Below are 25,634 nucleotides of genomic sequence, written 5' to 3'. Positions count from 1 at the left end.
ACTTATCTAGCAACCGCCCCCGATTGTTGAATATCATTAACCAATTTTAAAAAGTATCTTCGAATGAAGATACTTTTTCATAACTACAGATTTCTATCTAATAACATCCCCAATTGTTCTGCTACAACTTCAGGTGGATCAGGAATTCCTTTCATAAAATAGGTTTCCACTACTCCTACAATAGCTGACCCAAAAAAGGTAAGAATCATGGTTTCACTGAACCCTTTATTTTTCCCATCTATAATATCTACGTCATTCTTTAATTCTTCTATGATGAATTCTAAAAAGTGTTTATGAAAAGCAAAGGCTCCTTTCCCTGTTAACATCGTCGAAAAGAATAAATAATGATTTTCCAAAAATTCAAACCAAATGAGAGTCGCTTTTTTAAAACTCAGTTCAGATACCGATGCACACAATATTTTAAGCTCATTGATATATTCTTCAATGAGTTTATCGAGTAAATCAAATTTATCTAGGTAATGTAGATAGAACGTTCTATTCCCTACATTCGCTCCATCGCAAATATCCTTTACCGTAATTTTATCAAAATCTTTCTCCGACATGAGTTCAATAAAAGCGTTTTTTATGGCTTCTTGAGATTTAAGTATTCTTCTATCCACTTTAGTCATTGTCTTAGTCACCAAACTTTCTTGAAAATTAATACACAATTTCAATTGATTCGTGCATTAATACATGAATCCAACGAAATTGACGTTTGAAAACATCCTGTTTTTCTTTTATATTATACACACAGGCGAGATAATACATCAACACGCATTATTTCTCTCGTGTTTCATTTCACTGCCTGCAACATAATAAAACAGGTAAATCTCAACGAAAGAAGGGATGGAAATTTCAATAAGAAATAATTAATTATCTTACTTTCTATGGAATTAATTAAATGTCATTGTTGTTATTATGGTGACTAAAAAATTATTTGCTAAACAAAATATATATGGTCAAAAAAGGATTACTTTTTCAGTGTATAGGCTGAAGGTAGGTGCTAAATTTTTGATAAAAGGAGAAAAAAACATGAAAAAATCAGTAACGTTTAAAAATGGTGATTTAAAGATGGCAGGGAACCTTTATTTACCAGAGGGATTTGAAGAAAGTAAAAAATATTCTGGGATTGTTGTTGTACATCCTGGTGGAGGAGTAAAAGAACAGACTGCAGGGGTATATGCACAAAAGCTTTCTGACAATGGTTTTGTTGCGTTAGCATTTGACGCGTCTTGTCAGGGAGAGAGCGAGGGAGAACCACGTTTACTTGAAGACCCATATGCCCGGGTAGAAGATGTCCGTTGTGCAATCGATTATTTGACGACTCTTCCATATATTGATCAAGAAAAGATTGGAGCACTAGGTATTTGTGCCGGTGGCGGTTATGCTGTTTCTGCCGCTCAAACTGAACGTCGCATCAAAGCAGTAGCAACTGTCAGTGCAGTGGATATTGGTGCCATGTTCCGAGGAGAAGCAAGCGTTGAAACACAATTGCAAACACTTGAGGCAGTTGCGAAGCAGCGTACTGTCGAAGTAAACGGTACAGAAGTGAACCAACTTACTTGGGCACCTGATACGCTTGAAGAAATTAACGAAGATACACCTGTGCTTTTACGTGAAGCTTATGACTACTATAGAACACCTAGAGCACAGCACCCTAATTCTACAAATCGATTCCAATTTACAAGTATGGACAAACTGATGTCATTCTCAGCATCAAGCCAAATTGGCACCTACCTAACTCAACCGATGTTATTAATTGTAGGAACTGAGGCTGACACACGAGGATACAGCGACCAATTCTACTCATTGTCAAATGGACCAAAAGAATTATTTGAAGTTGAGGGTGCAACGCATATTGCTATGTATGATATCCCAGAATATATAGGTCAAGCTGTACCTAAGTTAACAGATTTCTTTGGCAGGAATCTATAAGAAATAAGAAAGTAGCATCCAACGTGTTTTTATAAAACAGATGCTTGGTATCATTAAGAATAAAGCCGTTTTCCTAGTAATTTTTAAGGAAAACGGCTTTATTTTGCTTCAGATAAGAAGCTGAATAACATTTGAATTTAAATTTGAACAGAAACTAATTCTTATTCAATATAATGGCCCTTATTTAGAAGAACTTCAGTATCCGCTTACTCCGTTAAACTGCCCTTTAATGGAATAACATACCATTTCGTCTTTGTCTCCTGAGTTATGAGTTTAATATATATTGTTCTTCATTTCTTTTAAAAGATAGTGTATTTTTGGCATCTATATTCTCCGATTCTTCCAATTATTTCATTATACATACAAGCAACCTATAGGGAAGACTGGGTAGCTTCTATTAGCTGGGTTAGCTGAATAAGAAAAAGAACAATAATCTTATCAAACTCCCTCTATGAAGAAAGAATGGAAGGCAAACATGCATCACTTCTAAAAAAAGGAATGTTTTTTGAAGAAATATGGTACAATAAAGTTGTCTAAATATTAAAATTATTAATTTAAATATTTAGACAACCCTTGCTTAGGAGGTAGATATTATGACAAACAAAGTAAATGTTAGCGTGGAAAATTCTAAGGGGATAACGTCTAACTAATTAAGCAGTTTAACGTTTCCCCACAATTTGGAAGGGGAAAATCATTTGAATCAAACATTATTAATCATCGATGCTCAACAAGAATTAATTGATGGTACTCAAAAAGAAAGTCCTGTTTTTAATAAAGAACATCTTATCAGGAATATCAATAAAGTAATTGAAAAAGCAAAAGAAGCTGATGTCCCAGTTGTGTTTGTAAGGGATCTTGATGTTGCTGAGGGAAAAGGTGGAGGATTTCAAGTTCACAACGAAATCAATATACCCACGGATGTAAAGATTTTCGATAAGTCTGCGACGAATTCCTTTCACGGGACAGGTCTTCTAAAACATTTAAAAACTCACCAGATTGAACATATTGTTATTATGGGTTGTAAAACACAATACTGTATAGATAGTGCAGTCAGAACAGCTACTATGTGTGGTTTGGATGTAACATTGGTCGGTGATGGGCATTCAACAACGGACAATGATGTTTTAAGTGCAGAACAAATTATAAAGCATCATAATCGTACCCTTCATGGTCATGATAATGTCGAACACTTTTCGATGGTCAGATATTCAGAGGAAGATTTGTTTCGTCCAACTCATGACTCTTATAGGTAATATTAACCCGTACTATGATAAATAAAAATCCAGCTGCCTGAAATGGCAGCTGGATTTTTATTTATTGTACTCGTTAATTAATGGCATCAAATAAATGCTTCTTTAAATCAGACTTGTTAATATTAAAGATGCTTTTTCTGTATAAGCGCCCTCACTATTACTTATTCCACAATCTGGCCCGATTGTTGATCAAACTCTTGAAACCACTCTTCAACTATACTGCCCTTCGTTTGACGGCACCAAAATATGCTCACCTCTCCAAAGATTAATACGACGGAAATGACTTGCGCCAACCGTAAATATTCTAAGTTTAAAAGCGAGACAAAATTAAAACCACCCAAGAATTTTTTTCTTTGGGTGGTTTAGACTGCTTCCGCTGTTTTCTCTATTTTATCTGTGCTCGACTTAAGCCTTAGATTGTGAAACGTAATTTCTGGTCGGCTTCCTATACGAATGTTTAGTCCCGTTTGTCCCAAGCCTTCACTGATATAAAATGGCTTTCCGTCATGATGATGCAAACCTTTCACCATGTTCATTCGTACTAATTTGCCCATCTTAACTAGGTGATACGGCTTTGGCCAATGAATTTGCCCACCATGGAAATGACCTGAAATCAAGTAATCAAAAGGAACGTCTTTCATTCTGAGAACGATATTTGGATCATGTGTCAATACAAGATTATATCCGTTTGCAAGTCCTTTAAATGATTTGTGAATATCACTTCGTTTTGTACTAAAGTCATCGATCCCAATAATATTCAATGGCTTGCCGTTAATCATGAGTACATCATTTTCGTTTTGCATTGTTTTACATCCATATTCCTCTAACACTTGCTTTAGTTTAAGGAAGTTTGGGTGACTCAACACATAATCATGATTACCAAATACGGCATACGTTCCGTGTCTTGGCTTTAATTTATTAAACACCTTTAAATAAGGAATTAATTTTGGAATACTTCGTTTTCGATCTAAAAAATCACCTGTTAATGCAATTAAGTCAATCGGTTGATCTCTTAGACTTTCATAAAGCTGTTCAGGTGTAATAGAGATATTTTCAAGATGCATATCGGAAATGTGCAAAACACGATAAGGATGCTCATTTTGTTTGGTATTTATTGAAACGTTGTTGATTACAATGTTTTGGGTGTTCTTATAGCCTTTGTAAACAATGAAAAATAATAAATTGACAATAAATGCAACCAACATAATCGTCAACCAAATGTACAATAGTATCCCCTCCTTTAAACAATTATAGGAAAAAGGAGGGGATATTGTTACCTGTAATTAATGGAGATTCATCCAGATTTATTGAGTTCACTTTTTTCATACAAGCTTTCTTTTGACATAAATACGTACTTCGGAGAAGGTCTTTTTTTGCCTTTAGGAGGCAGTTTTGACATTGAAAGGAGATAGATTGGGTAGAGTGCCAGTTTTTTAAACCATTTATACGTGGGACTCGAAATTGTATAAGACTCAAATCCTAATCGTTCGCAGCCTTTGGTTAGCATCGTAATACCGATTATCCCTTTAATTTCGCCTTTATTTTTATGACGTTGAATATATAAGGCAAGGTGAGGCAACGACTCTTTTACTTTTTTATAAAGTAGCATTGCTTTTTTAAAATCAGTGTCAATGCTTTGAAGTTCTTTTAATAAGCGAGCGTTATGTAGATGTATCTTGACTAGAACATCATTTTTCTTAATCATTGTTCCATCAGACAGGACGACTAAACGACCTTTATAGCGAGTTAGTCTTACCCTGAAAATAGTATCATTTTTTTTCGTTTGTTCAAGGTAGTGCAAGCGAGTAAAGAAAAAATACAAAGGATCAATTATACTCCAAGCTGAAATAACGTAAAGTCTTACTCTCATTGTTATTCTCCTTGCAATTGTCTTTTATAAAGCGGAAAAGATTATACACTTATTTTGACTAAGCTTTCTTACAAATATTGATGGGAATTTCAGGGGAATGATTCACAGTCAATAACACAAGCTAAATAAAAAAAGGTGGGTGCGTTCATGAAACGGGTATTATTTATGCCTTTTTTGCAGATATCATCTGGTCATCATCATGCAGCAGATGGAATGATGGAATACATGCATGAAATAGATGAATCTTTATGTTGTGAAAAGATTGATATTTTGTCTTATAGCTATGGGAAAATGGAAACGTTTGTGTCAGCGTTCTATCTAAAGTGGATTCATCTCTTTCCTGGTATGTACAGTTGGATTTATCGGAAATCAGTGTTTGAAAACGAGCAGGAGAAAAAACGTTTCCGTTTATATGAACTGTTGTTTTTAGTTTGGATGGAAAAGTTAATTAGAGAAAAAAAACCGGACCTAATTATATGTACACATGCATTACCTTCTTATATGTTGAACCAGTTAAAAAGCAGAAAAAAACATGCCATTCCTGTTATCAATGTCTATACTGATTACTTCATTAATCAAATATGGGGGATTGAAGCGATAGATTATCATTTCGTTCCAAGCAGAGAGTTAAAGGAATATTTAATAAGTCGGGGTATTGAATCAGAGCGTATTCATGTAACTGGTATTCCGATTCATCCGTTGTTAAAGACAGGAACAAGTGAGCCGAAAAAACGAAGAACATACTCAATATTGATATCAGGTGGAAACCTTGGTGTTGGTTCAATCAAAACATTCGTTCAAAAACTTGAGCCGGCTGGCAATATTCACTATAAAGTTTTATGTGGAAAAAACAACAAGCTGTATCGCTTGATTAAGCAAATGAGCAATCCGATGATCAAACCATTGTCATACATTTCATCAAAAGAAGAAATGAATCAGTTGTACAATGAAGCTGACGCAATTATTACGAAGCCTGGCGGAGTAACAATAAGCGAAAGTTTATACAAAAAAATTCCTATTTTTGTGTATCACGCATTGCCCGGCCAGGAAGAAATTAATTTACGATATTTAAAAAAACTCGGCCTCGTTTTCCATTTGGAAAATTGGAAAACAAAATCACATCTTGAAGAACAGATACTATCAATTTTATATTGCGAACGGCATCGAAGCGTTTTAGATAAACAATTTAACTCCTATCACCAACAATTATCAAAACAGGACTTTTCCGTAATGGTTGGACAAATTTTAGCTAAATATGATGAGACATTTTAAATGAATAGACCAAAATTCAAAATCATCTTGGAACTGAATATAATGAACTGTACAAACTAGTAAGCAAATCAACGCTTTTGAGAAACAGCAAATGTAGATTCTAATTATTTGTAAAAAGCAGCTTCAAACCGTCGGGTAGATTCAAGATAATATAATTCTTGGATGCCTAAACGGCTTCCTATTTTGTTCTTTTGTTTTAGAGTAAAAAAAAGCGTTCTTAAATTCATAACACTAATCTGTATAATGAATGAATCAAAGAACGCTTTGAAATAAAAATTACCTTTCATCCATAAAGGATTGATTTAATACATAGCCTTATTGATTTCCGGACTGTTGTTGATTCTGTCCTTGCATCCCAGTCCCCATTCCCATCATGTTTGAGGCCAGTGGTATCATATTTTTCATTTTCCCACCATTTCCACTCATCATTTGATAAGCTGCAATACCTACTCCGACTGAAGCGAAAACCGGTAAAATTTTATCCATGTTTGTCTTCATCTATATCACCTTTTTTAAGATTTTTGTTCATTTCCTGAACCTTAATATCTTGGCTATAAAAAACTAAATAATTTAAGGTGTTTGTTACCAAAACAATTGATAATAAAAAAATGCTTTAAAGGAAATATAAGATTATCGAGGTTGAAAATATATTACAAAATATACAAGAGTTGTTCATAAAGGATGTTTAAAGAGCACGTAAGGAATTAAAATTTCCTTACTCAATGCACAAGTTGAATTTAGTATTATCTCAAACAAATAAAAATCCCATATTTTTCAATGTATTGTTTTTTTTTGATCGTGTAAACCACCCTTTAGAAATTTCTGTTTTTTACAAAATATCATAAGTCTATTCGAGTGAAAAATATGGGAAAAGATAAAAAACGATTCATATATTATTACTATCGCTAGTTACTGCAGTATTTATTTGGTCAGTTATTACTAATAAAATAGACACCATACCCTGAAAATAAATAAACAACATAGATAAAAGGAGAAAGGTACAATGAAAACGTCAGGAGAAAGCTTAGAAAATATATTAGGAGTACATCGTAAAGCAAGGCGTAAAAATCAAATGTATTATTTAGAGAACAGCTTTAAAAATCCCATCGTGCATAGGGAGATAAATGGGGATAAGATATATGTCCCATTAAATATGGAAAGAGTATGGAATCAGATTAGTTAAAAAAAGCAAACTCTTTTTTCAGAGTATCACAAGCAAAATGCAGATTAATAACGATAAGGGATTACTTTGTAAAAAGTCGGTTTTTTCGACCGTCAAAAGTAGCTATATTTTTGTCGAAAACATGTATGATTATTATTAGTTGTAACAGTAATCTGTCTTTTATCAATAGAAAATTTTGATTCGGTTTTTACCGGTTCCAATTCTACACATAAAAATGCCTACATTGTAGTAGGCATTTTTATGTGTACTGAAATTCATTTGTTTTTTAAAGGATTTTTGTAAGGTACTAATTCCTTTGAAAACTCTGTTATAGCTGTAGCGTTTGGCATTTGGCCAGCTGTTCGGGTTCGAATATTATTCATTACATTTTGAACAGGACGCAGCATATTTCTGTTTCGATTTCTGCCTAATCCAAATGCGGTTGCACTAACTCCAAGACCTAATAAAGACACCCACATCATGCCTCTATTGTTTCTTTTCCTGCCAAACATCTTTAAAATGTTTTGTCTTCTCCCTGTATTTAAAAGCGCGCTTATCCAGTTATTCATTCTCAAGCACTTCCTCTTTTTATATTTGGAAAGCAAAAACTTTTCCTTTCCTTCATCTAATATTTGCTATCATGGATTTGATGATGCTGGCAATGTTTTGATATGGACTAATTTCATAATCAATTCTTGAGGTCTTATGTAGGCTGATGAGGCTCTGGAACATGAGAAAGTTCATTCAATTGTGATGCAGTTTACTGCAATAGTGTTATCAATGCAGCGCTGTTGATTGCTGGAGGCGAAGGTGGTCTCGAAGGTTACGTAAAAGGAGCAGGAGTTGATTAGCGCCTTCACCTGCCCTACACGAATAAGGCGGGAAATGGTTTAGTCCTTTGTTACAGAAGGCGGCTTTTTTATGACATCCACATTATCACCTGTAACGTAAACTTGTGCTGTTTCTTTTTTCAGCTTTTCCTTTATTTGTTTTATTTCTTCAATTTGTCGTTTTGTAACCAATACTTTATTTACTTGCACAGGGTGTTTGTTTATTTCAACTTCTTCTTCTTTCAGAGGAATTCGAAGTTCCTCCCCATTTCCTGCCTCTATTACCAATTCTTCACGCTTAATAGGAACAGTGAACGTTTTCTGTTCTTCGACGACTTCTTTATGAACTTTAACCTCCCCCGTTTGTACTCGTTTTTTTTTATATCCAGCTGCTCTTCTCGTAATTGAAGCGTTTGTTCTTTAATTTCATTTGTTTTTTTAGTCGGTTTGTCGATGTTCCTTCTCGAATTCATTGTATAACTAATTCCGCCTGCGATTGCTCCTATAACGAGTCCTGTAACGATTGTAAAACCTGTTACCCAACCGATTATGCTACCGATTATCGCACCAATAGTAATATACTTTCCCATAGGACCTCCTGAAGTTCTTTTATATATATGAGGATGGAAAGAAACCTACTTAACTAGAAGTTAAGTAGGTAGGCACAATTAGTCCTCTTTTATAATATCTGTATTACCATGCGATTCAACATCTGCAACTTCTTTCCGAAGTACGTCGCGTACTTGTTCTGTTTCCTGAACCGAACGTTTATGAGCAGAGACTTCACCAGTGACGACCGTATGCTTTTCTACATCAATTTTTTCAGCAGTTACTGGAATGTGAACCGTTTCTTCCTCTGTAATTGGTTCATCTGTTGGTTCGTGATCAACGGCTCTTTGTTCAATAACGACTTGATCATGTAAAACAGGGACATTCACTGATTGTTCTTCCTCAACAATGTCCTTATGAAGCGTCACATCACCAGTCTCCACACGGTGTTTGTCGATGTCCAATTCTTCAGCACGAAGATCAAGATGTACGTCTTCTGCTGCAAATTCTGTATCGGCAGTGCGATCTGCTTCACGTACCTTTTTTCGAGTTTCCTTTTGAGTTCCTTCTTCGTTAAATAAATCAAAAAAGCCCATGATGAAAACCTCCTAAGGGATGTGCTTGGATCGTACAAGTAGTAATGTTACCTGTGTGAGTGAAAATATGCGCTTGAATTTTGGTGCCTGTTTCTAAAAAGGCTTTACTTAGCCATTTGGTATTTTACATCCAATGTTTTATTTGGGATACATTTTGATTAAACTTTTAAAAAACCTCAGAGTCGTTAGCCTTCATCCTCGATTAACGCGCCCGATTGTTGAAGATCATCTTAGAACATCAACGCTGCATAGATATTCCCTGAAAGCCCCCGATTGTTGAAGATCATTTAGTTTGTCTTACCGAAGAATAGCGCCCTTAAATGGAATAACTATAAGCTCTCTGGTAAATGATATTTATACATTTCTAATACATCTGTTTGTTCTTTTAACACAGCTATTGTTTTTGGATGTGGTTCCCTATAAATAATAGGATAATCCTTTTCATCAAACTTCTCTTGGGGCGTAAAAGCTAATTTTTCTTTATCAATTGAAAATTGGGCTTCAATTCCCTTTTTATTTCCACGAGCGTCTAGCCTTTGCCATTTATTAAGTGCTTTGAAAAAGACAGCATTCAAAGCATGAATACAGTACCCTTTTTCTGGTGTATCAAACAACATCAAACGTTGATAACAGAAACCAGTTGGTATTCCTTGTGAACGTAATAAAGATGCTAGTAAATGGGATTTTGCATAGCATATCCCTTCTTTATAGGTTAATACATCTGATGCCTTACACGTAACTCGTTTCCCTTGGATATCCCACGAATGAGATATTTCATCTCGAACAAATTCAAAAGCAACCTCTGCCTTTTCAATTTCAGATTGAGATGGATTAAATAGTTCATCTACTTTCGACTTTATCAAAGGGTTAGAATAATTAATCTCGTTTAATTCAAGCAAATAATCTTCTAAATTCTCACTTTCACATATTAGATACACTAGCTCCACTCCTCAATCAATTATTGTGATGCTTGCCCAAATCGAGTCTCTTCTTCATAGAAACAACTTTAATATTTATGCCGTTTGGCTTATGTACAACTTCCTCATCATAGATTCCATACCCAGTTGAACGATATAACTTTATATTTTTAGGCACAGTCATACGAACTTTGCAAAATATCGTAGTTACTCCTTTTTTTATTGCGGCATCTTCTAAAGACCCTAATATTTTTTTCGCAATACCAAGACCCTGTTTTTCTGGAATTACTGATAGTCTATAAAAATATAAACCGTCTTCTTTTAATTGAAAACGAACCATTCCAACAGGCTGATTATCAACATAGCTAATTAAACCCTGCTCACCGTCTTTTAAAGCAATTACTACAGATTGTATAGTTTCCTCCAAAGCACTTGAGGGTGGTACTTCGTCTTTATATTCCATAAATGCCTTGATCATTAAGTCGTGTATTATCGGTGCATGCGATACCTCAGCAAATTTTACCTCCAAGTTAAATCCCTCCCTTTTATGTTATAAATATACAATTGATTGTATATTTAATCAACGGAGAGATATAACTTTACTATCTAAAAATTCCTCTCTTATTCAAGAATATAGCCCGATTGTGAATGGAGTGCTTCTTACATTGCGATTTGCTGTTTTGCACCTCTGACCAGAACCCGTTACTAGTTAAGCTTGCTCTTTCTTTTTATTGGGCTTCTCATTCTTTGTAAGGGTAAAGTCATTCAATTTCTCCTATAACCCGCATCAGCACTCCTTCAGTCTTCAATCCAGCAAAGCTGCTTCAGCTGTCTTACTCTATTGTGTCTCTTTAGTGACTTATGGAAAAAAAAAGCGTTCATTGGCAAGTATTATACCGGTTTCCGCAAGTGAAAATTGTATTCATGAAAGGAAAAGTCCATATTAGGCAGCTATATAATATTTCTCATTGAACAGAGGACTAATTGCTTACTAATTTCTCCAGTTGACATAAGTTAATAGATTGATATAATACTTTTATGCGCAAAAGCATAAAAGCGTTTAAGTATAAAAGGAAGGAATTAGAATTAATGAATCATCCAAAAACTGTTTCATTTGCATCATCAGTTATGATTTTCATATCCATGATTGCCATTATACTGATTAGTTTATTTTATTTAAAAACAGAGCCGCACTTGCCGCTTATGCTTTGTCTCGTCCTTTTAAGCGGAATTGCTCTCATCTATAAGTTTTCCTGGAAAGAAATTGAAGAAGGTCTTGTTAAGGGAGTTCAGTCAGGTGTACAGCCTATTATCATTTTGGCTTTAATTGGAATTTTGATTGGTGCCTGGATGTTCAGCGGAACGATTCCAACTGTTATGGTTTATGCATTAAATCTGATTGAACCAGGATCGCTGCTCATTCTCTCGCTTATTTGCTGTACGATTATTTCATTATTGGTTGGAAGCAGCTTTACAACAGTCAGTACAGTTGGAGTTGCTCTAATGGGAGTTGCTGTTGCCGCTGGGATTCCTGCCCCATGGGCTGCGGGAGCGGTTATTTGCGGAGCATGCTTCGGAGATAAGATGTCGCCAATGTCTGATACGACAAACTTTTCAGCAGGTGTTTCATCAGTCAATATTTTTACGCACATTCGTCATATTTCTAAAACAACAGGCCCTGCCTTTTTAATCACAGCCATTATTTTTTGGTATTTAGGGACAACTTTAACCATAAATGCTGCAACCTTGGCTAATATTGAGGAAATCATTTCTGTGATGCAGCAGCATGTGCAGATAAGTGCTTGGACGTTAATCTCTCCCCTTATAGTGATTGTTCTCGCTATGACAAGAGTTCCCGTCATTCCTGCTCTTGCAGTTGGAGTTGCCACGGCATGTGCAACTGGAATCTTATTTCAGGATCATGCCACTTTTGCCCAATTCTTAAATGTTCTTCAAAACGGCACAACTTTCAGCATTGAACAAGAAATGGTTCAAAATATGCTGAATCGCGGCGGTCTGCAGTCCATGATGTGGTCCATCTCACTTATCATGATCGCCTTTGCTTTAGGTGGATTAATGGACAAGCTGCAGTTGATTCAAACACTTTTGAACGGTTTGATACGTCGGGTAAAAACAAAGGGCCAGCTTATCCTTGCAACGGTTTCTTCTTCAATAGGAGTCAATTTAGTTACAGGTGAGCAATACTTATCCATTTTTATTCCCGGTCAATCCTACAAGGGAGTTTATGAAAAACTGAATATCAATAAAAAATATCTATCAAGATCCCTTGATGATGGCGGTACACTCTTCAATCCATTAGTTCCATGGGGGGTCAGCGGAGCCTTTTTCGCACAGACTCTTGGTGTTGACGCCATCGTATACATCCCATTTGCATTATTTTTATGTCTTTCTCCTTTGTTCAGCATTTTGTACGGGTTTCTTCCTGAACGTAAAAATAACGGGAAACCAAACTTAGAATCAATTGCATCATAATAAAAAAAGGAAAGAGCTATAGCTCTTTCCTTTTTTATTATGATCCTGAAAATCTTAATCTATCATTTCCTCAAACAATCGCTGAAGTTCTCTCGTAACCGGACCCGGTACTCCCCCATTGACTTTCATTGAGTCAATCTCAATAACTGGAATGACTTCACTGGTTGTTGAAGTAATAAAAGCTTCATCAAGGTTTACAAGATCATCTGCTTTGATCATTTCTTCGATTAGCGTTAAACCGTTTTTTTCACACAGTTCAACGACCTTCATCCGTGTGATGCCATTTAAAATCAAGTTATTGGCAGGATGAGTATAAATCACACCGTTCCTTACTCCGTAAAAATTGGATGAAGAGCCTTCCGTTATATGCTTGCCCCTGTGCAGCAGAGCCTCATATGCACCATTTTCAAAAGCTTCCTGCTTTGCAAGGACATTCCCCAGCAAATTCAAACTTTTAATGTCACATCGGAGCCAGCGGACATCCTCCATCAAATGCAGTTTAATTCCTTTTTCCTGTTCTGCTGCAGGTTTTGAACAGGGAATTGGATAGGCCACAATTTGAGGCTTAACGTCTTGCCCGGGGAAAAGGTGCTTCCTCCCTGTTACGCCCCGTGTGATTTGCATATAGACCGCGCCGTCCTGCACTTGATTTTTCCGAAGCAGCTCATTAAGCATCGCCGTTAATTCCTCTGCTGTATTCTGCAGTACAATCTTAATCTCTTTTGCACTTCTGACAAATCGCTCCATATGCTCTTTCATCGCAAAATATGAGCCATTATATACTCTAATAACCTCGTACACACCATCCCCGAATTGATATCCTCTATCCTCAAAGTCAATGGATACTTCGTTTTTCTGTTTAAATTCACCGTTTAAAAGTATGTACATATGAAGGCTCCTTTATTTAGATTGAAAGCTGTTTTCAAAAATAAATCGGATCGAATAAATGTGATTGAATGAAAAACTTCCTCTCCCTATGTTATGATGAAACACGCTGGTCTGTAAAATGGTTTTACATTTTTATTTGAATTTCAGAAGATTTAAGTTGAAATTTCTTTTCCTGTCCATTATGATGAAATTAGCCAAGAACACAACATATTGATATTTAATCAAAACTACAATACTACATATTGAAAAACAACAGCGAGCAAAGGTGCCAATTTATTGGCTTAAAAGGGAATCCGGTGCAAATCCGGAACTGTCCCCGCAACTGTAAGTGTGACGAACTGGGATTACCACTGTACGAGATTGAAGTATGGGAAGGACTCAGCGAAGAATGATCACAAGTCAGGAGACCTGCCATTTGATTGCTAGATAGTTTCGAATTCTTCGGGGACTGAGGAGATGGAACGATGGTTAATAACAGGACTGCTTTCACCCTGTTATTCTATCGTTTGATCCGCTCATGATCCCATGAGCGGATTTTTTTTAGGCATAAAAATTCAGGCTCCCCGTTCAGAACTAGAAGCTGATAATGGCGCTTGCGCTTTTTTATTATTTTTTAGGAGGATGTCAAATGGCAACCACAATGGCAACTATTATTTTTAATGAACTTACACTTGAGAAATCCCCATTTTCAGAAAAACGGATTAAGAATTTCATAGATGAAATCGGACACGACTTTAAAGAGCTTGACCTGGATGATTACAGCACAAGAATCATCCAAAGCATCGATGGCCGCAGTGAATATACAACATCCCAAATCTCCAATCTCCTTATTCTCGAAGGCCTCTCCAATATTAGTGAGCTTGAGCCTCAATGGACTTACTTTTGTGCTCGCATTTATCTAAGAAAGCTTTATAAGGAAGCTGCATTCAACCGCAATCAGCATAATGGATATGATTCGTTTGTGAACTTAATCCAAACACTCACTGATAAGGGCATATACAGTCCGCATTTGCTTAACGCCTATTCACATGAAGAAATAGAAAGCCTCTCTTCCATCATTCAGCCGGAAAAAGACAAGCTGTTTACATATATTGGACTTCGCACTCTGTCTGACCGCTACTTAGCAAGAGATTTTGATAAAAAAATATTTGAACTGCCTCAGGAACGTTATTTGGTCATTGCCATGACGCTAATGGCCAATGAAAAGACAGAGCACCGTCTGCAGCTTGTCAAAGAAGCTTACTGGGCCCTCAGCAATTTGTACATGACCGTTGCTACACCGACGCTTTCAAATGCCGGCAAGCCTGTTGGCCAGCTGTCGAGCTGTTTTATAGATACAGTAGATGATAGTCTGCAAGGAATCTTTGACAGCAATACAGATATTGCAAATCTTTCAAAATCAGGCGGAGGCATCGGAGTTTATTTAGGAAAAATCCGCAGCCGCGGAAGTGACATCAAAGGCTTTAAAGGGGTCTCATCCGGTGTCATCCCATGGATGAAGCAGCTGAATAATACGGCAGTAAGTGTAGACCAGCTCGGTCAAAGGAAAGGAGCCATCGCTGTCTATTTGGATGTGTGGCATAAAGATATCTTTTCATTCCTGGATTCAAAGCTGAATAATGGCGATGAGCGTTTAAGAACTCATGACTTATTTACAGGTGTCTGCTTGCCGGATCTTTTCATGGAGCAGGCGGAAAACCGCGGCGACTGGCATTTATTTGATCCGCATGAAGTCCGTAAAGTGATGGGGTATTCCTTAGAAGATTTTTACGATGAAGGAAAAGGTTTCGGCTCCTTCCGCGATAAGTATTGGGAATGCGTCAATCATCCTGATCTATCTAAACAAACCGTACCTGCTATTGAAATTATGAAAGGCATCATGAAAGGCCAGCTTGAATCAGGCACCCCATTCATGTTTTATCGTGATGAAGTGAATCGCAGCAATCCGAATTCACATAAGGGCATGGTCTATTGCAGCAATCTGTGTACAGAGATAACTCAAAATCAGAGCGCAACGACAATGGATGAGCAATTCACAGAAGACGGAAAAATCATCACCGTTAAAACGCCGGGTGATTTTGTTGTCTGCAATCTGTCATCTATTAATCTTGCAAGAGCTGCCGCTGATGAAGTGCTTGAGCGTCTTATTACCATCCAGGTCAGAATGCTCGATAACGTGATAGATCTGAATGACATACCTGTGATGCAGGCTAAACTCACCAATCAGAAATACCGTGCAGTCGGCCTTGGAACATTCGGCTGGCATCACCTGCTTGCTTTAAAACGTCTGAAATGGGAAGACGAAGAAGCCGTACAGTATGCTGACAAGTTATATGAAGAGATTGCCTTTTACACGATCCAGGCAAGTATGAAGCTTGCTGCTGAAAAAGGAGCCTATCCAGTTTTTGAGGGATCAAAATGGCATACCGGAGAGTATTTCGAAAGCAGAGATTACACTTCGGAAAATATGCCATGGGATGAATTAAAACAGCAGGTTATGGAAAAAGGGCTTCGCAACGGCTACTTGATGGCTGTGGCGCCAAATGCTTCTACCTCCATTCTTGCTGGCAGTACAGCGAGCATCGATCCAATTTTCCAAAAAATGTACTCTGAAGAGAAAAAGGATTATAAAATACCTGTTACTGCTCCAGATTTAAATGCCGAAACCACATGGTACTATAAGTCAGCCTATTTCATTGATCAAATGTGGAGCATCAGGCAGAATGCCGCAAGACAAAAGCATATTGATCAATCGGTTTCGTTTAATTTTTATGTACAGAACACGATAAAAGCAAAAGAATTGCTGAACTTGCACCTATCAGCCTGGAAGGCAGGTTTAAAGACCACCTATTATGTCCGGTCTACTTCAAGTGCCATAGAAGACTGTGAGTCTTGCGCGAGCTAAAAGGAGAGAAAAATCATGACACATTCATTGAAAGCAAGGTCAATTATGGATGCAGGGGCACCAAACCGGTCCACAGCCATTATTAACGGCAGCAGCTCCAATGTATTGAACTGGGACGATGTTTCCTATCCCTGGGCTTACGCAAAATATAAAAAAATGCTGGCAAACTTCTGGACACCCTTTGAAATTAATATGTCCGGCGATATTAAGCAGTTCCCTCAATTATCAAAAGAAGAGCAGGATGCTTTTCTGAAAATCATCGGTCTGCTCGCACTGCTTGACAGCATCCAGACCGATTATGCAGGAAAGGTCTCGGAATATATAACAGATTCAAGCATTAACGCATTGATGATCATGCTCGCACAGCAGGAAGTCATCCATAATCATTCATACTCTTATGTTCTGTCAAGCATTGTTCCGAAGCATGTGCAGGATGAAGTATTTGAATATTGGAGAAGCGAACCCATTTTAAGAAAACGGAACGAGTTTGTCACGAATGGATATCAGGACTTTGCTGAAGAGCCGAACGTCAGCAATCTTCTTAAATCCATTGTGTATGATGTCATTCTTGAAGGTCTGTTTTTTTACTCAGGTTTTGCTTATTTCTACAACCTTGCCCGCAATCAAAAAATGGTCGCGACAAGCACGATGATTAACTACATTAACCGTGATGAACAAATACACGTAGATTTGTTTGTAAAAATATTCAAAGAAGTTCTGCGCGAGTACCCGGAATATCATACAGAGGAACTCGCAGCTTTTGTCAAAGAAACCTTTATGGAAGCTGCAGCTCTTGAAATTGAGTGGGGACGCTTTATCATAGGCAATAAAATAGACGGAATTCATATGAAGGACGTTGAGGATTATATAAAATTTTATGCAAATGTCAGGTGCAATCAGCTTGGCTTTGAACGCCCATTTGAGGAAAACCGGACAAATCCGCTGAAGTGGATCAAAGCTTATGAAGAAGTAGATCTCGGAAAGTCTGATTTCTTTGAGCAAAAATCACGTCAGTATACGAAAGTCAACTCCATCGACAACGGATTTGATGACCTATAATATATAACAAAACAAATAAACCGTCTTTTAAAGGCGGTTTATTTGTTTGCCGCTTTTAGATAAAAAGTGATACAAAATGATTTTATATCCGTTATCCTATATATACGATGAAGGACATCTCCAGAAGTTCAAATTGCGACTATTGATGATATCCTTTAATTTATGAAAGAATGATCAAATTAGAGGAGATTGGGAAATGACACTTGAAAACGGCCCAACAGGTTACTTCTTCCTTCAGCAGCTGCCTTGCTTTTCGCATCACATCTCGGAAACGGCTATTTCTTAAAACAAATGTCAGATAATCCTCCAATAGAGCAGCATTCAGCAGCGAAGATTTGAAAAAAAAAGTTGCACTTGCCCCGGTAGATGAGCAAATGAATAGCGTAACGGCAATGGCCTCACTGATGAAAAACGATTCAAAAGAAATGGTCATCCTTCAGGCTGAACAGCTGAAGCAGCTGAAAGACGGCGAAGTCTATCAAATCTGGCAGATTGAGAATAAAAATCCAGTCGCAGCCGGTTCATTCGTTCCAGATTCATCCGGACATGGTGCCGTCATGTACGAAATGAACCTGGAAGGCGAGCTCAATTGGGATACAATAGCCATAACGATATGAACCAAAAGCAGGAAACAAAGCTCCTGAAGGTGCTGTGGTTCTTGCTTCACAGCTATAACCACTTAGAGAGAGTACGGTGTACCGTACCCTCTTTTTTATATGCCAAAACTATATTTTCTGAATCTTCTAACAGAAATCAAAAAAGAGACTATCCGCTAAGATAGTCTCCCCATTTATTGTCCATGAAAGTTGTTCATATCCCGATTGCAATTATGAATCTCCTGTTCTGCTTTTATTGCTCAGCTTTAGGATCTGGGTAATAAACATTTTACCTTTCTTCTTCGTTTCGTTCATAAATCTCTGATCCAACAATCAGGGCAAACCATACCTTTTTTCACTAGAGACAAAATCATCAAGGATTCACACGGTGTCTTAAAACGGCTGATTCTTACTTTACTTCTTCCTCTTCCGCTTTTTCAATTAAAGTTGCTTCGTACATTTCTTCATCCGTCTGCACTTTAATACTTTCTTCCACACGAATTCTTCCTTTACCCATTTTATCTCCTCCTTTATTGATATCATAATTAATCTGAAAATTTAGTAAATGATGATTTATCCCTATTTATTTGACTATTTATTGAATCCCGACTAGGTTAAGGGCAAAATTCATCGTTCTTTTAATGGAGATTTTCGACTCTCGTAATGGAAAGAGACCGGCGCGACACGATTTAACAATTTACAAAGAGTTCGGGTCTTTTTACTTAGCTGCACGTGTAATTTTTTTTGTTATCCTGCTGTATTTTAAAAAAATATGTCTTTTAATGGATACTCTTCTTTTTAAAGCGGCCGCCTCTTACTTCTGTAATATTGGCAACAGCTAAAAAAGCAGAAGGATCTAATTCCTCAACAATGGATTTTAACTTTGCTTCTTCCAGTCTTGTAATCACACAAAAAATGACCTTTTTATTATCGCCGGTATACGCTCCTTCCCCGTTCAAGTACGTAACTCCGCGGCCGAGGCGGGCTAAGATTGCCTGACCCACCTCATCCGGATTTTCGCTTATAATCCATGCAGATTTCGATTCATCAAGTCCCTGTATGACCACGTCAATCGTCTTATAAGCAATGAAATAAGCAATAAGAGAATACATCGCCCGGTCCCAGCCAAATACAAAACCGGCACTTCCTAAAATAAACAGGTTAAAAAACATGATAATTTCCCCAACGGAAAAAGGAGATTGCTTATTAAATAAAATCGCCAGAACTTCTGTACCGTCAAGGGATCCTCCATACCTGATGACCAGACCGACTCCGATGCCAAGTATAATTCCTCCAAAAACAGATGCAAGCAAGAGATCCTCAGTCAAAACAGGAACAGGATGAAGCAAAGCCGTCGTAAAAGACATAACTCCTACACCCAACAAAGTAGAAAGCGCAAACGTCTTTCCAATCTGGTTATACCCAATGAAGAAAAAGGGCACATTCAGAAAAAACAAGTAAATACCAAGCTTAACTTTGGTCAGATGAGAAAGGATAATGGAAATTCCCACAATCCCGCCATCTATCACACGATTAGGAACGAGGAAGATTTCCAGACCTATTGCCATCAAGACTGCACCGAAACAAATCAGCACCATGCGTTTGCCAATTTCAGCCTTTGGCAGCTTTTTGTGCTGTTTGATGACGGACATTTGATGGGGCTCCATTTATCCTCCTCCTTTTAGTCACTCTTTTCCAATTAGTTTATATATTAAAATATAGGTGCAGACTATCGCTGAAATGACTGTTTTGAAAAAAAAAAACACCCATATTCAGGGTGTTTGATACTAACTCTAAGCTGATATTCTGTGGTAAAATAAATAGTAAGAAAATTCAGACGGTGATGCGAATGAAAATGATTAATATTTGTGTAAAATGCAGCGGAAAAGGACAGATCAGATCAAAGCTTCCATTTTTCAGAAAAACATGCCCAGCCTGCAATGGGACGGGAAAGCGCGAAACAACTATTAAAAATTCGAAACGCGCCTGACCCTTCCCTGTCTTTTTAGCTTATTCCTTCCCTTTGCTCATGGCTTTTTTATTTGTAGCAATGACTGCATTTTTAATTAAGTCGTCAAATCCGCCTTCTTGAAGCACTTTTATTCCCTCAGCGGTGGCTCCTCCGGGTGTTGTCACTTGCTCTCTAAGTTCTTGTGGAGCAAGCTTGGCTTTCAGCATGGAAGATGAGCCGGCCAGCATCTGCGCGACAAGTCTGACAGCCGTTTTATGAGAGACTCCGTAGGACTCAGCCTGGTCAATTAAACTCTCTGAAAATGCATAAAGAAAAGCGGGGGCACTTCCTGTGATTGCTGTTAATTGATGAACCTGCTCTTCTGAGCACTCCTCAGCCTCGCCTATTGCATCAAGTACTTGCTTCAGCATGCTTTTATGATTTTCAAGCACAGCTTTCCCGTATGCGACAAGGGACATCGACTGACCGATTTCTGATGCAGTATTAGGCATCACCCATGCAGCAGGAGTATTCTCAGGCAAATGCTTTTCCAAGAAAGAAGGCCCGATCCCGGCTGCTATTGTAACAACAAAATGATTATGAATAAACGGCAACATATCCTGCAATAAACTCAAATGAACTTCTGGCGGCATTGCAAGAACCACCATATCCGCTTTTTCAATATCTTCCCTCCAATTTAAAGAAGGGATTACCTGATACTTTTTCTGAAGGTAAAACAGTTTCTCTTTATTCCTATGATTCGATACATAAATGTCCTTTACGTTTGGAGATTGTACAAGTCCAGATAAGATGGATTCCGCCATTCGGCCTGCCCCAATAAATAAAATCGTGCTTTTTTTCAAAAAACTTCTTCCTCTCTTTATCATCTTTCGTTATTTTATCAAACTTGAGAGCACAAAAAAACCGGTGTCTTAACACCGGTCCCTAGCTATACTGCTTTGTTTTTTCAAATGCATCCTGCTTAGCGCCTTCCACATATATTGTGCGGCTTGGGAATGCAAAACCTACACCCTCTTCTTCAAGGATCGCCATGATCTTATAATTAATATCCTGCTTCACACTTAAATGATCTGCATAGGCTGTTGTTTTCGTGAAGAAGTTTAAGAAAATATCAAGGCTGCTGTCGCCAAAAGCATTAAAGATGACATTGATTGTGTCATCATGAATCCCATCGTGCTCAGACAGCATATGTTCAATTCTCTTCACACATGTTTTCAACTGAGATTCTGTTGTATCGTATGTCACGCCAATAGTGAATTGAATTTGTCTTTTGCCCATTTTCGTCCAGTTCGTAATGGGCTCATTGGCAAGTGTTGAGTTTGGCACAGTTACAAGCGCCTGCGGAAATGTCCGGATTCTCGTGCTTCTAAATGAGATATCCTCTACAACTCCTTCGACACTTGGCGTCTTAATCCAGTCGCCGAGCGTAAAAGGCTTTTCTGTAATGATAATGATTCCGCCAAAAAAATTGCCGATCGTCTCTTTCGCTGCAAGGGCAAATGCAAGACCGCCAAGTCCGAGCCCTGCCACAAAACCATTTACATCATACTTAAATTCCTGAGCAATGATGCTGAATGTCAGCGCAAGAATAAGAAAGCGCATAACCTTGGATAAAAAGGGACCAAGAATATCATCCATCTCAAGTTCAAAACGGCGATTCACTTTATCAAATAAGAGAGATGAAGATGCCGTCAGATTGTAAAGACCCCATGCAAGCACAAGCACAATGGAAGATCGATAGAATTGACTAAGAACGTCCCTTTGGTTATCTAAAAAAGGCGAATACAGAATGGCCATATATAAACCGATCAGAATAAAAAACATGCGGAGCGGTTTTTCATAGGCAACCAGGACATTCCTGAAAATATCAGTCGGTGTTTTGTTGCTGAACTTCAAAATCATTTTGAATACGTATTTCGTAAAAAGTTTTCGAAGGACCATAAACAGCACGAAAATACCGATGCTTACAGCAATTTCAATTAAACTTTCAGTCGTCATATATTTTTCAATCATGAACTTCTCCCCTTACTCTGTATACCTTATGTATTAACAAAATACTATTATACTAAACTATTCGAAAACCTCATCGTCTTTTGGTCCCTATTTTTTTATAAAAACTGGTAACTTTGAGGATATTTCCTGCGTCTTTCCTGTAACAAAACAAATTGAAGGGCGGCAGAAAAATGCAGGACCTCGTGATTTACAAAAATGAAATCTATACTCTTTTTCATAAATATGAAAGCGGATATTGTGAAATTTTAAAAACAAGAGGCTATTTACGCGTCATTCTTGTACATGAATCTGAGCTCCATTATAAAGACAAATCGTAAATTTAAATAATCAGTTCAACTTTCTGGATTTTTACAGGAGATTCTGATACCGTTATCATTAAATCAATCCTGGGAGAGGTCTTAAATATGTCACTAAATACATGGTTTGCTAAAGGATTAACTGCACAGGAATATATCGAAAAAATGAATGTAAATAAAGAAGAAATGAACACAATCTATCAGAAGTTTTCATTGGATGAAGACGATGTATCCATTCTTGAGAGCATCCGCAATCAATCCCTTCGTGTCATTGTTCTTTCTGAGGACTGGTGCGGAGATGCCATGCTGAACAATCCCATTCTATTAAAAATTGCAGAAGAAGCAGGTATGGACGTCCGCTTTTTGCTGCGCGACTCAAACCTTGAGCTCATGGATCAATATTTAACAAACGGTACATCACGTGCGATTCCTATCTTTATCTTCTTCGATCAAGCTGGAAACGAAAAAGCTGTCTGGGGACCCCGGGCTCCAAAAATTCAGCAGCTCGTTGAACGTTTAAGAAAATCACTGCCGGATAAAGAGCACCCGGATTTCAAAGCAAAGCAATCAGAAATGATCCAGACTTTAACAGCATCGTATAAAGAAGACGAATCGCTGTGGAAAGAAGTTTCATATAGCATTATAACCACACTTAAGAAGAAGAGATTACACGTTTAATCAGAAAAACTGCTTATAGGAATTCGGCTCTGACTTCAACACTGGAATCTTGTGTTCAATCTAAAAAAAAGCAGTTGCCTCTAGGAGGTGACTGCTTTTTTAATGATGCTCACTTCAAGACCCATTTCAACGTTGCCTTTAATCGCACGGCTGATCATACAAGAGCTCTCTGCCTTCTCTGCAAGCTTTCTTGCAAGCTCTTCATCTTTGACAGTTGCTGTGCTTTTTAACACAATGACAGGCCGATGAATAATTTTTTTATACGTAATCACACCTTTTGTAACATCGACGATTCCCTCTGATGTCATCGCAAGGTCTTCTTTTTCCAATCGGCTGCGCTCCATCATAGCTGCAAGTGTGATGATATAGCAGGTTGCAGCAGCTCCAAGAAGCATCTCGTCAGGGTTTGTTCCAACACCAGGACCTTCCATCTCCGGCGGAATCGACACCTGTGTTTTTAAATTTCCGCTTTCGATTTCCCCGACGTCATTTCTAAGGCCTGGCCAATGTGCTTTTAAATGAAAAGAATGTTCCGGCATGAGAATCCCTCCTTTCCTTTATTATAGAATATTGTCTTATTATCGGCCCGCTGATTAACTCACAGCAACATTCGCCATAAAAGCAAGATAAGCAGAAACAATAAATAATACCGCAAATGCACAAGCTGCATATGCATTTCTTTTTTTAATAAAACTGATCACGATCATGCCAAGAAAAAGAGCTGCAAAAATAAAAAGCAGCATTCCATTCAGTGAGAAAGCAAATCCGATTTCAATCGGCGCCTGGATCTTTAAGTCTTTAATGAATTCAAATAAAGGCGAAGCACCGTCTGAACGAAGGGTTGTGCTGACATCATGCGGAGGAGCCTGTGTCCCTAATACTCCTGTTAAAAAGAAAACGATCATGACGACAAGGCTCTCGGCTCTTACCCAGACAAGAGTCTGGATATGACCGGCCCTTTTGCCTACAAAGCCATTCAGAAAAGCAAAGACCAGCAGCGGGACTATACTGATATGTTTTAATAGAATCACTTGTCCATAAGATAGGCTCCATGCATGGACATAATCATTCAGATCAACGACAAATGTCATGACGATTAACCCGCTTGCAGTCAAAACTGTCATACATACGAGCGCAAACGGCGTAAACCAGCTGAGGAAAGCCTGCCAATTCGCTGTTTTTTTTGAAAACCAAGCTGTATGAAGCAATACGCCCGTCCACAATGTGACGGAAAGAAAATGAATGCTGTGAGATGCGATCCCCGGCCAGAAGGATAATGTTGCAGCATGGCTTGCATATCCCAATGCAGCGATCATGAAAAGTAAAAGTACTCCCTGAAAATATTTAGAACCGTCCAAGTATATGGCAATCCATAGACATGCTGCTGCGGCTGCAGTCATTAACCACGATTGACCCGCCTGAAAATCAGCCAATACCGATTTTATCGTTTGACTGAGACCAGCCATATGATAAAAACTCAGGATAATTTTTAATACCGGCAGAAAAGAAAAAACAACGGCCAGCAAAACTGTTAGAAGCAAAAATGGTTTTGGAATTCGAATTTCAGGTTTCTTGTCTTTTTTGACAAACTGCAGGACAACATGCCCAATTAAGAAAGAGAAGAGAACATACGTGATCCCTTCTCCAATCGGTATGAGATAAGCCATGTTTATCAGCCTTTCTTTTTCATTAAGAAAACAATACCGATAACGGCAATCACACCAATAGCAACAAGGATAATCGTCATGACTGGGCTGTTCTCAGCCTGCTCTGATTCCGAACTTTCTGTTTGTTCATCTGTTTGTGCTGCCTTTTCATTATCAGCTTTCTGATTATCCTCAGCCTCATTTACAGCTGATTCGTCTTCCTTTGATGATTGAGGCTCTTCTTCCTTGACTTCTTGCTGAACCGTAAAGGCGAGAGTGCCTTCCATCTCATGTCCATCTTCTCCGATAATTTTCCAGTCTGCTGTGTATGATCCATTTTCGAGTTCACTCGATGAAATTCCTTTAAGTGTTTCTCCTTCAGCCTTCACTTCCAGTGGAACCTCAGCACCATCTTTAGTTAATGTAATCGTACTCAGTGACTCAATCGCTGTATCAAAGGTTAACTCAATTTCTTTGATTGGTTCCGTTATTGTTGATCCTTCTTCAGGAGTTGAAGAAGTCATATGTGTATGCGCAAAAACTGTATTCGGTAAAATAACTAAAACGAGCATTCCTAATAGAGAGAGTATCTTTTTCATATCGTTATTCCTTTCTATGCCTAGATTCAACTTTCATCTTAACATGATCCGTCATCTTCCCATTCGCAGAAATTCGACAGTTTTCTAAACACTGTCTTTTAAAGG

The 25,634-nt window shown here is 37.8% G+C and carries 27 protein-coding genes and 1 riboswitch; of the genes, 10 read left to right on the top strand and 17 right to left on the bottom strand.

The window, feature by feature from the left end:
* Positions 1-83 precede the first annotated feature (83 nt).
* Positions 84-629 carry a TetR/AcrR family transcriptional regulator gene (locus K8L98_RS04645; protein ID WP_223440083.1) on the bottom strand — a complete coding sequence of 182 codons (546 nt, stop codon included), beginning with the start codon at positions 627-629 and terminating at the stop codon, positions 84-86.
* 403 nt (positions 630-1,032) lie between these two features.
* Here K8L98_RS04645 and K8L98_RS04640 point away from each other — a divergent pair, with 403 nt between their 5' ends.
* Together K8L98_RS04640 and K8L98_RS04635 are read left to right on the top strand one after the other, a co-directional pair.
* Positions 1,033-1,935 (top strand): alpha/beta hydrolase, encoded by a 903-nt coding sequence (locus tag K8L98_RS04640; protein ID WP_223440082.1) that lies wholly within the window; start codon positions 1,033-1,035, stop codon positions 1,933-1,935.
* Between the two features lie 695 nt (positions 1,936-2,630).
* The gene (locus tag K8L98_RS04635; protein ID WP_223440081.1) at positions 2,631-3,188 is read left to right on the top strand and encodes a cysteine hydrolase family protein; all 558 of its coding nucleotides are present in this window, start codon (positions 2,631-2,633) and stop codon (positions 3,186-3,188) included.
* A 362-nt stretch (positions 3,189-3,550) separates the two neighbouring features.
* Here the strand turns inward: K8L98_RS04635 and K8L98_RS04630 are convergent, their stop codons facing one another.
* Both K8L98_RS04630 and K8L98_RS04625 read right to left on the bottom strand, forming a co-directional pair.
* Entirely contained in the window at positions 3,551-4,393 is an 843-nt protein-coding gene (locus tag K8L98_RS04630) for a metallophosphoesterase (protein WP_223443168.1), read from the bottom strand.
* An 89-nt stretch (positions 4,394-4,482) separates the two neighbouring features.
* Complete coding sequence (locus K8L98_RS04625; RefSeq protein ID WP_223440080.1) at positions 4,483-5,058, bottom strand: YkoP family protein; 576 nt, start codon at positions 5,056-5,058, stop codon at positions 4,483-4,485.
* A 147-nt stretch (positions 5,059-5,205) separates the two neighbouring features.
* On the opposite strand from K8L98_RS04625, the gene K8L98_RS04620 reads away from it, so the two are divergent.
* Positions 5,206-6,330: an MGDG synthase family glycosyltransferase gene (locus tag K8L98_RS04620; protein ID WP_223440079.1), complete on the top strand. Its 1,125-nt coding sequence runs from the start codon at positions 5,206-5,208 to the stop codon at positions 6,328-6,330.
* Between the two features lie 315 nt (positions 6,331-6,645).
* Here K8L98_RS04620 and K8L98_RS04615 read toward each other — a convergent pair whose 3' ends face one another.
* Positions 6,646-6,828, bottom strand: a complete 183-nt coding sequence (locus K8L98_RS04615) for a hypothetical protein (RefSeq protein WP_223440077.1) — start codon at positions 6,826-6,828, stop codon at positions 6,646-6,648.
* 505 nt (positions 6,829-7,333) lie between these two features.
* Between K8L98_RS04615 and K8L98_RS04610 the strand changes: the two genes are divergently transcribed.
* Positions 7,334-7,513, top strand: coding sequence for a hypothetical protein (locus K8L98_RS04610; RefSeq protein ID WP_223440076.1), 180 nt, complete (start codon positions 7,334-7,336; stop codon positions 7,511-7,513).
* Positions 7,514-7,767: 254 nt separating this feature from the next.
* Here the strand turns inward: K8L98_RS04610 and K8L98_RS04605 are convergent, their stop codons facing one another.
* From K8L98_RS04605 to K8L98_RS04585, 5 genes are all read right to left on the bottom strand, one after another.
* On the bottom strand, positions 7,768-8,061 hold the full coding sequence (locus tag K8L98_RS04605; RefSeq protein ID WP_223440075.1) for a hypothetical protein: 294 nt from the start codon (positions 8,059-8,061) through the stop codon (positions 7,768-7,770).
* A 321-nt stretch (positions 8,062-8,382) separates the two neighbouring features.
* Positions 8,383-8,727 (bottom strand): YsnF/AvaK domain-containing protein, encoded by a 345-nt coding sequence (locus K8L98_RS04600; RefSeq protein ID WP_223443164.1) that lies wholly within the window; start codon positions 8,725-8,727, stop codon positions 8,383-8,385.
* 263 nt (positions 8,728-8,990) lie between these two features.
* Complete coding sequence (locus K8L98_RS04595; RefSeq protein WP_223440074.1) at positions 8,991-9,467, bottom strand: YsnF/AvaK domain-containing protein; 477 nt, start codon at positions 9,465-9,467, stop codon at positions 8,991-8,993.
* Between the two features lie 329 nt (positions 9,468-9,796).
* The gene (locus tag K8L98_RS04590; RefSeq protein WP_223440073.1) at positions 9,797-10,405 is read right to left on the bottom strand and encodes a transglutaminase-like domain-containing protein; all 609 of its coding nucleotides are present in this window, start codon (positions 10,403-10,405) and stop codon (positions 9,797-9,799) included.
* Between the two features lie 16 nt (positions 10,406-10,421).
* Positions 10,422-10,913, bottom strand: a complete 492-nt coding sequence (locus K8L98_RS04585; RefSeq protein WP_223440072.1) for a GNAT family N-acetyltransferase — start codon at positions 10,911-10,913, stop codon at positions 10,422-10,424.
* Positions 10,914-11,473: 560 nt separating this feature from the next.
* Between K8L98_RS04585 and nhaC the strand changes: the two genes are divergently transcribed.
* Entirely contained in the window at positions 11,474-12,877 is a 1,404-nt protein-coding gene (gene nhaC, locus K8L98_RS04580; protein ID WP_223440071.1) for a Na+/H+ antiporter NhaC, read from the top strand.
* A 54-nt stretch (positions 12,878-12,931) separates the two neighbouring features.
* Here the strand turns inward: nhaC and dat are convergent, their stop codons facing one another.
* On the bottom strand, positions 12,932-13,765 hold the full coding sequence (gene dat, locus K8L98_RS04575) for a D-amino-acid transaminase (protein WP_223440068.1): 834 nt from the start codon (positions 13,763-13,765) through the stop codon (positions 12,932-12,934).
* A gap of 247 nt (positions 13,766-14,012) precedes the next feature.
* A riboswitch (cobalamin riboswitch) is annotated at positions 14,013-14,195 on the top strand.
* A gap of 198 nt (positions 14,196-14,393) precedes the next feature.
* Between dat and K8L98_RS04570 the strand changes: the two genes are divergently transcribed.
* The 3 genes from K8L98_RS04570 (at position 14,394) to K8L98_RS04560 (ending at position 18,346) form a co-directional block, all read left to right on the top strand.
* On the top strand, positions 14,394-16,670 hold the full coding sequence (locus K8L98_RS04570) for a ribonucleoside-diphosphate reductase subunit alpha (protein WP_223440067.1): 2,277 nt from the start codon (positions 14,394-14,396) through the stop codon (positions 16,668-16,670).
* Positions 16,671-16,685: 15 nt separating this feature from the next.
* The gene (locus K8L98_RS04565; protein WP_223440066.1) at positions 16,686-17,729 is read left to right on the top strand and encodes a ribonucleotide-diphosphate reductase subunit beta; all 1,044 of its coding nucleotides are present in this window, start codon (positions 16,686-16,688) and stop codon (positions 17,727-17,729) included.
* 335 nt (positions 17,730-18,064) lie between these two features.
* Positions 18,065-18,346 carry an anti-sigma factor domain-containing protein gene (locus K8L98_RS04560; protein ID WP_223440065.1) on the top strand — a complete coding sequence of 94 codons (282 nt, stop codon included), beginning with the start codon at positions 18,065-18,067 and terminating at the stop codon, positions 18,344-18,346.
* A gap of 388 nt (positions 18,347-18,734) precedes the next feature.
* Here the strand turns inward: K8L98_RS04560 and K8L98_RS04555 are convergent, their stop codons facing one another.
* The 4 genes from K8L98_RS04555 to K8L98_RS04540 form a co-directional block, all read right to left on the bottom strand.
* Complete coding sequence (locus tag K8L98_RS04555; RefSeq protein ID WP_223440064.1) at positions 18,735-18,842, bottom strand: YhdX family protein; 108 nt, start codon at positions 18,840-18,842, stop codon at positions 18,735-18,737.
* A 262-nt stretch (positions 18,843-19,104) separates the two neighbouring features.
* Entirely contained in the window at positions 19,105-19,992 is an 888-nt protein-coding gene (locus K8L98_RS04550) for a YitT family protein (RefSeq protein ID WP_223440063.1), read from the bottom strand.
* Positions 19,993-20,335: 343 nt separating this feature from the next.
* Positions 20,336-21,139, bottom strand: coding sequence for a pyrroline-5-carboxylate reductase (gene proC / locus K8L98_RS04545; protein WP_223440062.1), 804 nt, complete (start codon positions 21,137-21,139; stop codon positions 20,336-20,338).
* Between the two features lie 82 nt (positions 21,140-21,221).
* Positions 21,222-22,310 carry a mechanosensitive ion channel family protein gene (locus tag K8L98_RS04540; protein ID WP_223440060.1) on the bottom strand — a complete coding sequence of 363 codons (1,089 nt, stop codon included), beginning with the start codon at positions 22,308-22,310 and terminating at the stop codon, positions 21,222-21,224.
* A gap of 170 nt (positions 22,311-22,480) precedes the next feature.
* Between K8L98_RS04540 and K8L98_RS04535 the strand changes: the two genes are divergently transcribed.
* Both K8L98_RS04535 and K8L98_RS04530 read left to right on the top strand, forming a co-directional pair.
* Complete coding sequence (locus K8L98_RS04535; protein WP_223440059.1) at positions 22,481-22,627, top strand: hypothetical protein; 147 nt, start codon at positions 22,481-22,483, stop codon at positions 22,625-22,627.
* An 87-nt stretch (positions 22,628-22,714) separates the two neighbouring features.
* On the top strand, positions 22,715-23,284 hold the full coding sequence (locus tag K8L98_RS04530) for a thioredoxin family protein (protein WP_223440058.1): 570 nt from the start codon (positions 22,715-22,717) through the stop codon (positions 23,282-23,284).
* Between the two features lie 80 nt (positions 23,285-23,364).
* Here the strand turns inward: K8L98_RS04530 and K8L98_RS04525 are convergent, their stop codons facing one another.
* From K8L98_RS04525 to K8L98_RS04515, 3 genes are read right to left on the bottom strand one after another with little or no spacing between them, the layout of a single operon-like run.
* The gene (locus K8L98_RS04525) at positions 23,365-23,823 is read right to left on the bottom strand and encodes an OsmC family protein (protein WP_223440057.1); all 459 of its coding nucleotides are present in this window, start codon (positions 23,821-23,823) and stop codon (positions 23,365-23,367) included.
* Between the two features lie 54 nt (positions 23,824-23,877).
* Positions 23,878-24,951, bottom strand: coding sequence for a copper resistance D family protein (locus K8L98_RS04520; RefSeq protein ID WP_223440056.1), 1,074 nt, complete (start codon positions 24,949-24,951; stop codon positions 23,878-23,880).
* A 5-nt stretch (positions 24,952-24,956) separates the two neighbouring features.
* Positions 24,957-25,529 carry a copper resistance CopC family protein gene (locus K8L98_RS04515; RefSeq protein WP_223440055.1) on the bottom strand — a complete coding sequence of 191 codons (573 nt, stop codon included), beginning with the start codon at positions 25,527-25,529 and terminating at the stop codon, positions 24,957-24,959.
* Between the last annotated feature and the right edge of the window lie 105 nt (positions 25,530-25,634).

The organism is Metabacillus dongyingensis (genome assembly GCF_019933155.2).
Classification (GTDB): Bacteria; Bacillota; Bacilli; order Bacillales; family Bacillaceae; genus Bacillus_P; species Bacillus_P dongyingensis.
Note: the sequence above shows the minus strand (reverse complement) of the source record. Positions and strands in the feature narration are given on the sequence as shown.

Excerpts from the sequence above, each read along its gene's own strand:
- K8L98_RS04535 (WP_223440059.1), top strand. The coding sequence starts at position 22,481 with ATGCAGGACCTCGTGATTTACAAAAATGAAATCTATACTCTTTTTCAT.
- K8L98_RS04625 (WP_223440080.1), bottom strand. The coding sequence starts at position 5,058 with ATGAGAGTAAGACTTTACGTTATTTCAGCTTGGAGTATAATTGATCCT.
- nhaC (WP_223440071.1), top strand. The coding sequence starts at position 11,474 with ATGAATCATCCAAAAACTGTTTCATTTGCATCATCAGTTATGATTTTC.
- K8L98_RS04595 (WP_223440074.1), bottom strand. The coding sequence starts at position 9,467 with ATGGGCTTTTTTGATTTATTTAACGAAGAAGGAACTCAAAAGGAAACT.
- K8L98_RS04620 (WP_223440079.1), top strand. The coding sequence starts at position 5,206 with ATGAAACGGGTATTATTTATGCCTTTTTTGCAGATATCATCTGGTCAT.
- K8L98_RS04645 (WP_223440083.1), bottom strand. The coding sequence starts at position 629 with ATGACTAAAGTGGATAGAAGAATACTTAAATCTCAAGAAGCCATAAAA.
- K8L98_RS04630 (WP_223443168.1), bottom strand. The coding sequence starts at position 4,393 with ATGTTGGTTGCATTTATTGTCAATTTATTATTTTTCATTGTTTACAAA.
- K8L98_RS04515 (WP_223440055.1), bottom strand. The coding sequence starts at position 25,529 with ATGAAAAAGATACTCTCTCTATTAGGAATGCTCGTTTTAGTTATTTTA.
- K8L98_RS04550 (WP_223440063.1), bottom strand. The coding sequence starts at position 19,992 with ATGGAGCCCCATCAAATGTCCGTCATCAAACAGCACAAAAAGCTGCCA.
- K8L98_RS04640 (WP_223440082.1), top strand. The coding sequence starts at position 1,033 with ATGAAAAAATCAGTAACGTTTAAAAATGGTGATTTAAAGATGGCAGGG.
- K8L98_RS04555 (WP_223440064.1), bottom strand. The coding sequence starts at position 18,842 with ATGGGTAAAGGAAGAATTCGTGTGGAAGAAAGTATTAAAGTGCAGACG.
- dat (WP_223440068.1), bottom strand. The coding sequence starts at position 13,765 with ATGTACATACTTTTAAACGGTGAATTTAAACAGAAAAACGAAGTATCC.
- K8L98_RS04540 (WP_223440060.1), bottom strand. The coding sequence starts at position 22,310 with ATGATTGAAAAATATATGACGACTGAAAGTTTAATTGAAATTGCTGTA.
- K8L98_RS04565 (WP_223440066.1), top strand. The coding sequence starts at position 16,686 with ATGACACATTCATTGAAAGCAAGGTCAATTATGGATGCAGGGGCACCA.
- K8L98_RS04570 (WP_223440067.1), top strand. The coding sequence starts at position 14,394 with ATGGCAACCACAATGGCAACTATTATTTTTAATGAACTTACACTTGAG.
- K8L98_RS04530 (WP_223440058.1), top strand. The coding sequence starts at position 22,715 with ATGTCACTAAATACATGGTTTGCTAAAGGATTAACTGCACAGGAATAT.
- K8L98_RS04610 (WP_223440076.1), top strand. The coding sequence starts at position 7,334 with ATGAAAACGTCAGGAGAAAGCTTAGAAAATATATTAGGAGTACATCGT.
- K8L98_RS04615 (WP_223440077.1), bottom strand. The coding sequence starts at position 6,828 with ATGAAGACAAACATGGATAAAATTTTACCGGTTTTCGCTTCAGTCGGA.
- K8L98_RS04525 (WP_223440057.1), bottom strand. The coding sequence starts at position 23,823 with ATGCCGGAACATTCTTTTCATTTAAAAGCACATTGGCCAGGCCTTAGA.
- K8L98_RS04605 (WP_223440075.1), bottom strand. The coding sequence starts at position 8,061 with ATGAATAACTGGATAAGCGCGCTTTTAAATACAGGGAGAAGACAAAAC.
- K8L98_RS04520 (WP_223440056.1), bottom strand. The coding sequence starts at position 24,951 with ATGGCTTATCTCATACCGATTGGAGAAGGGATCACGTATGTTCTCTTC.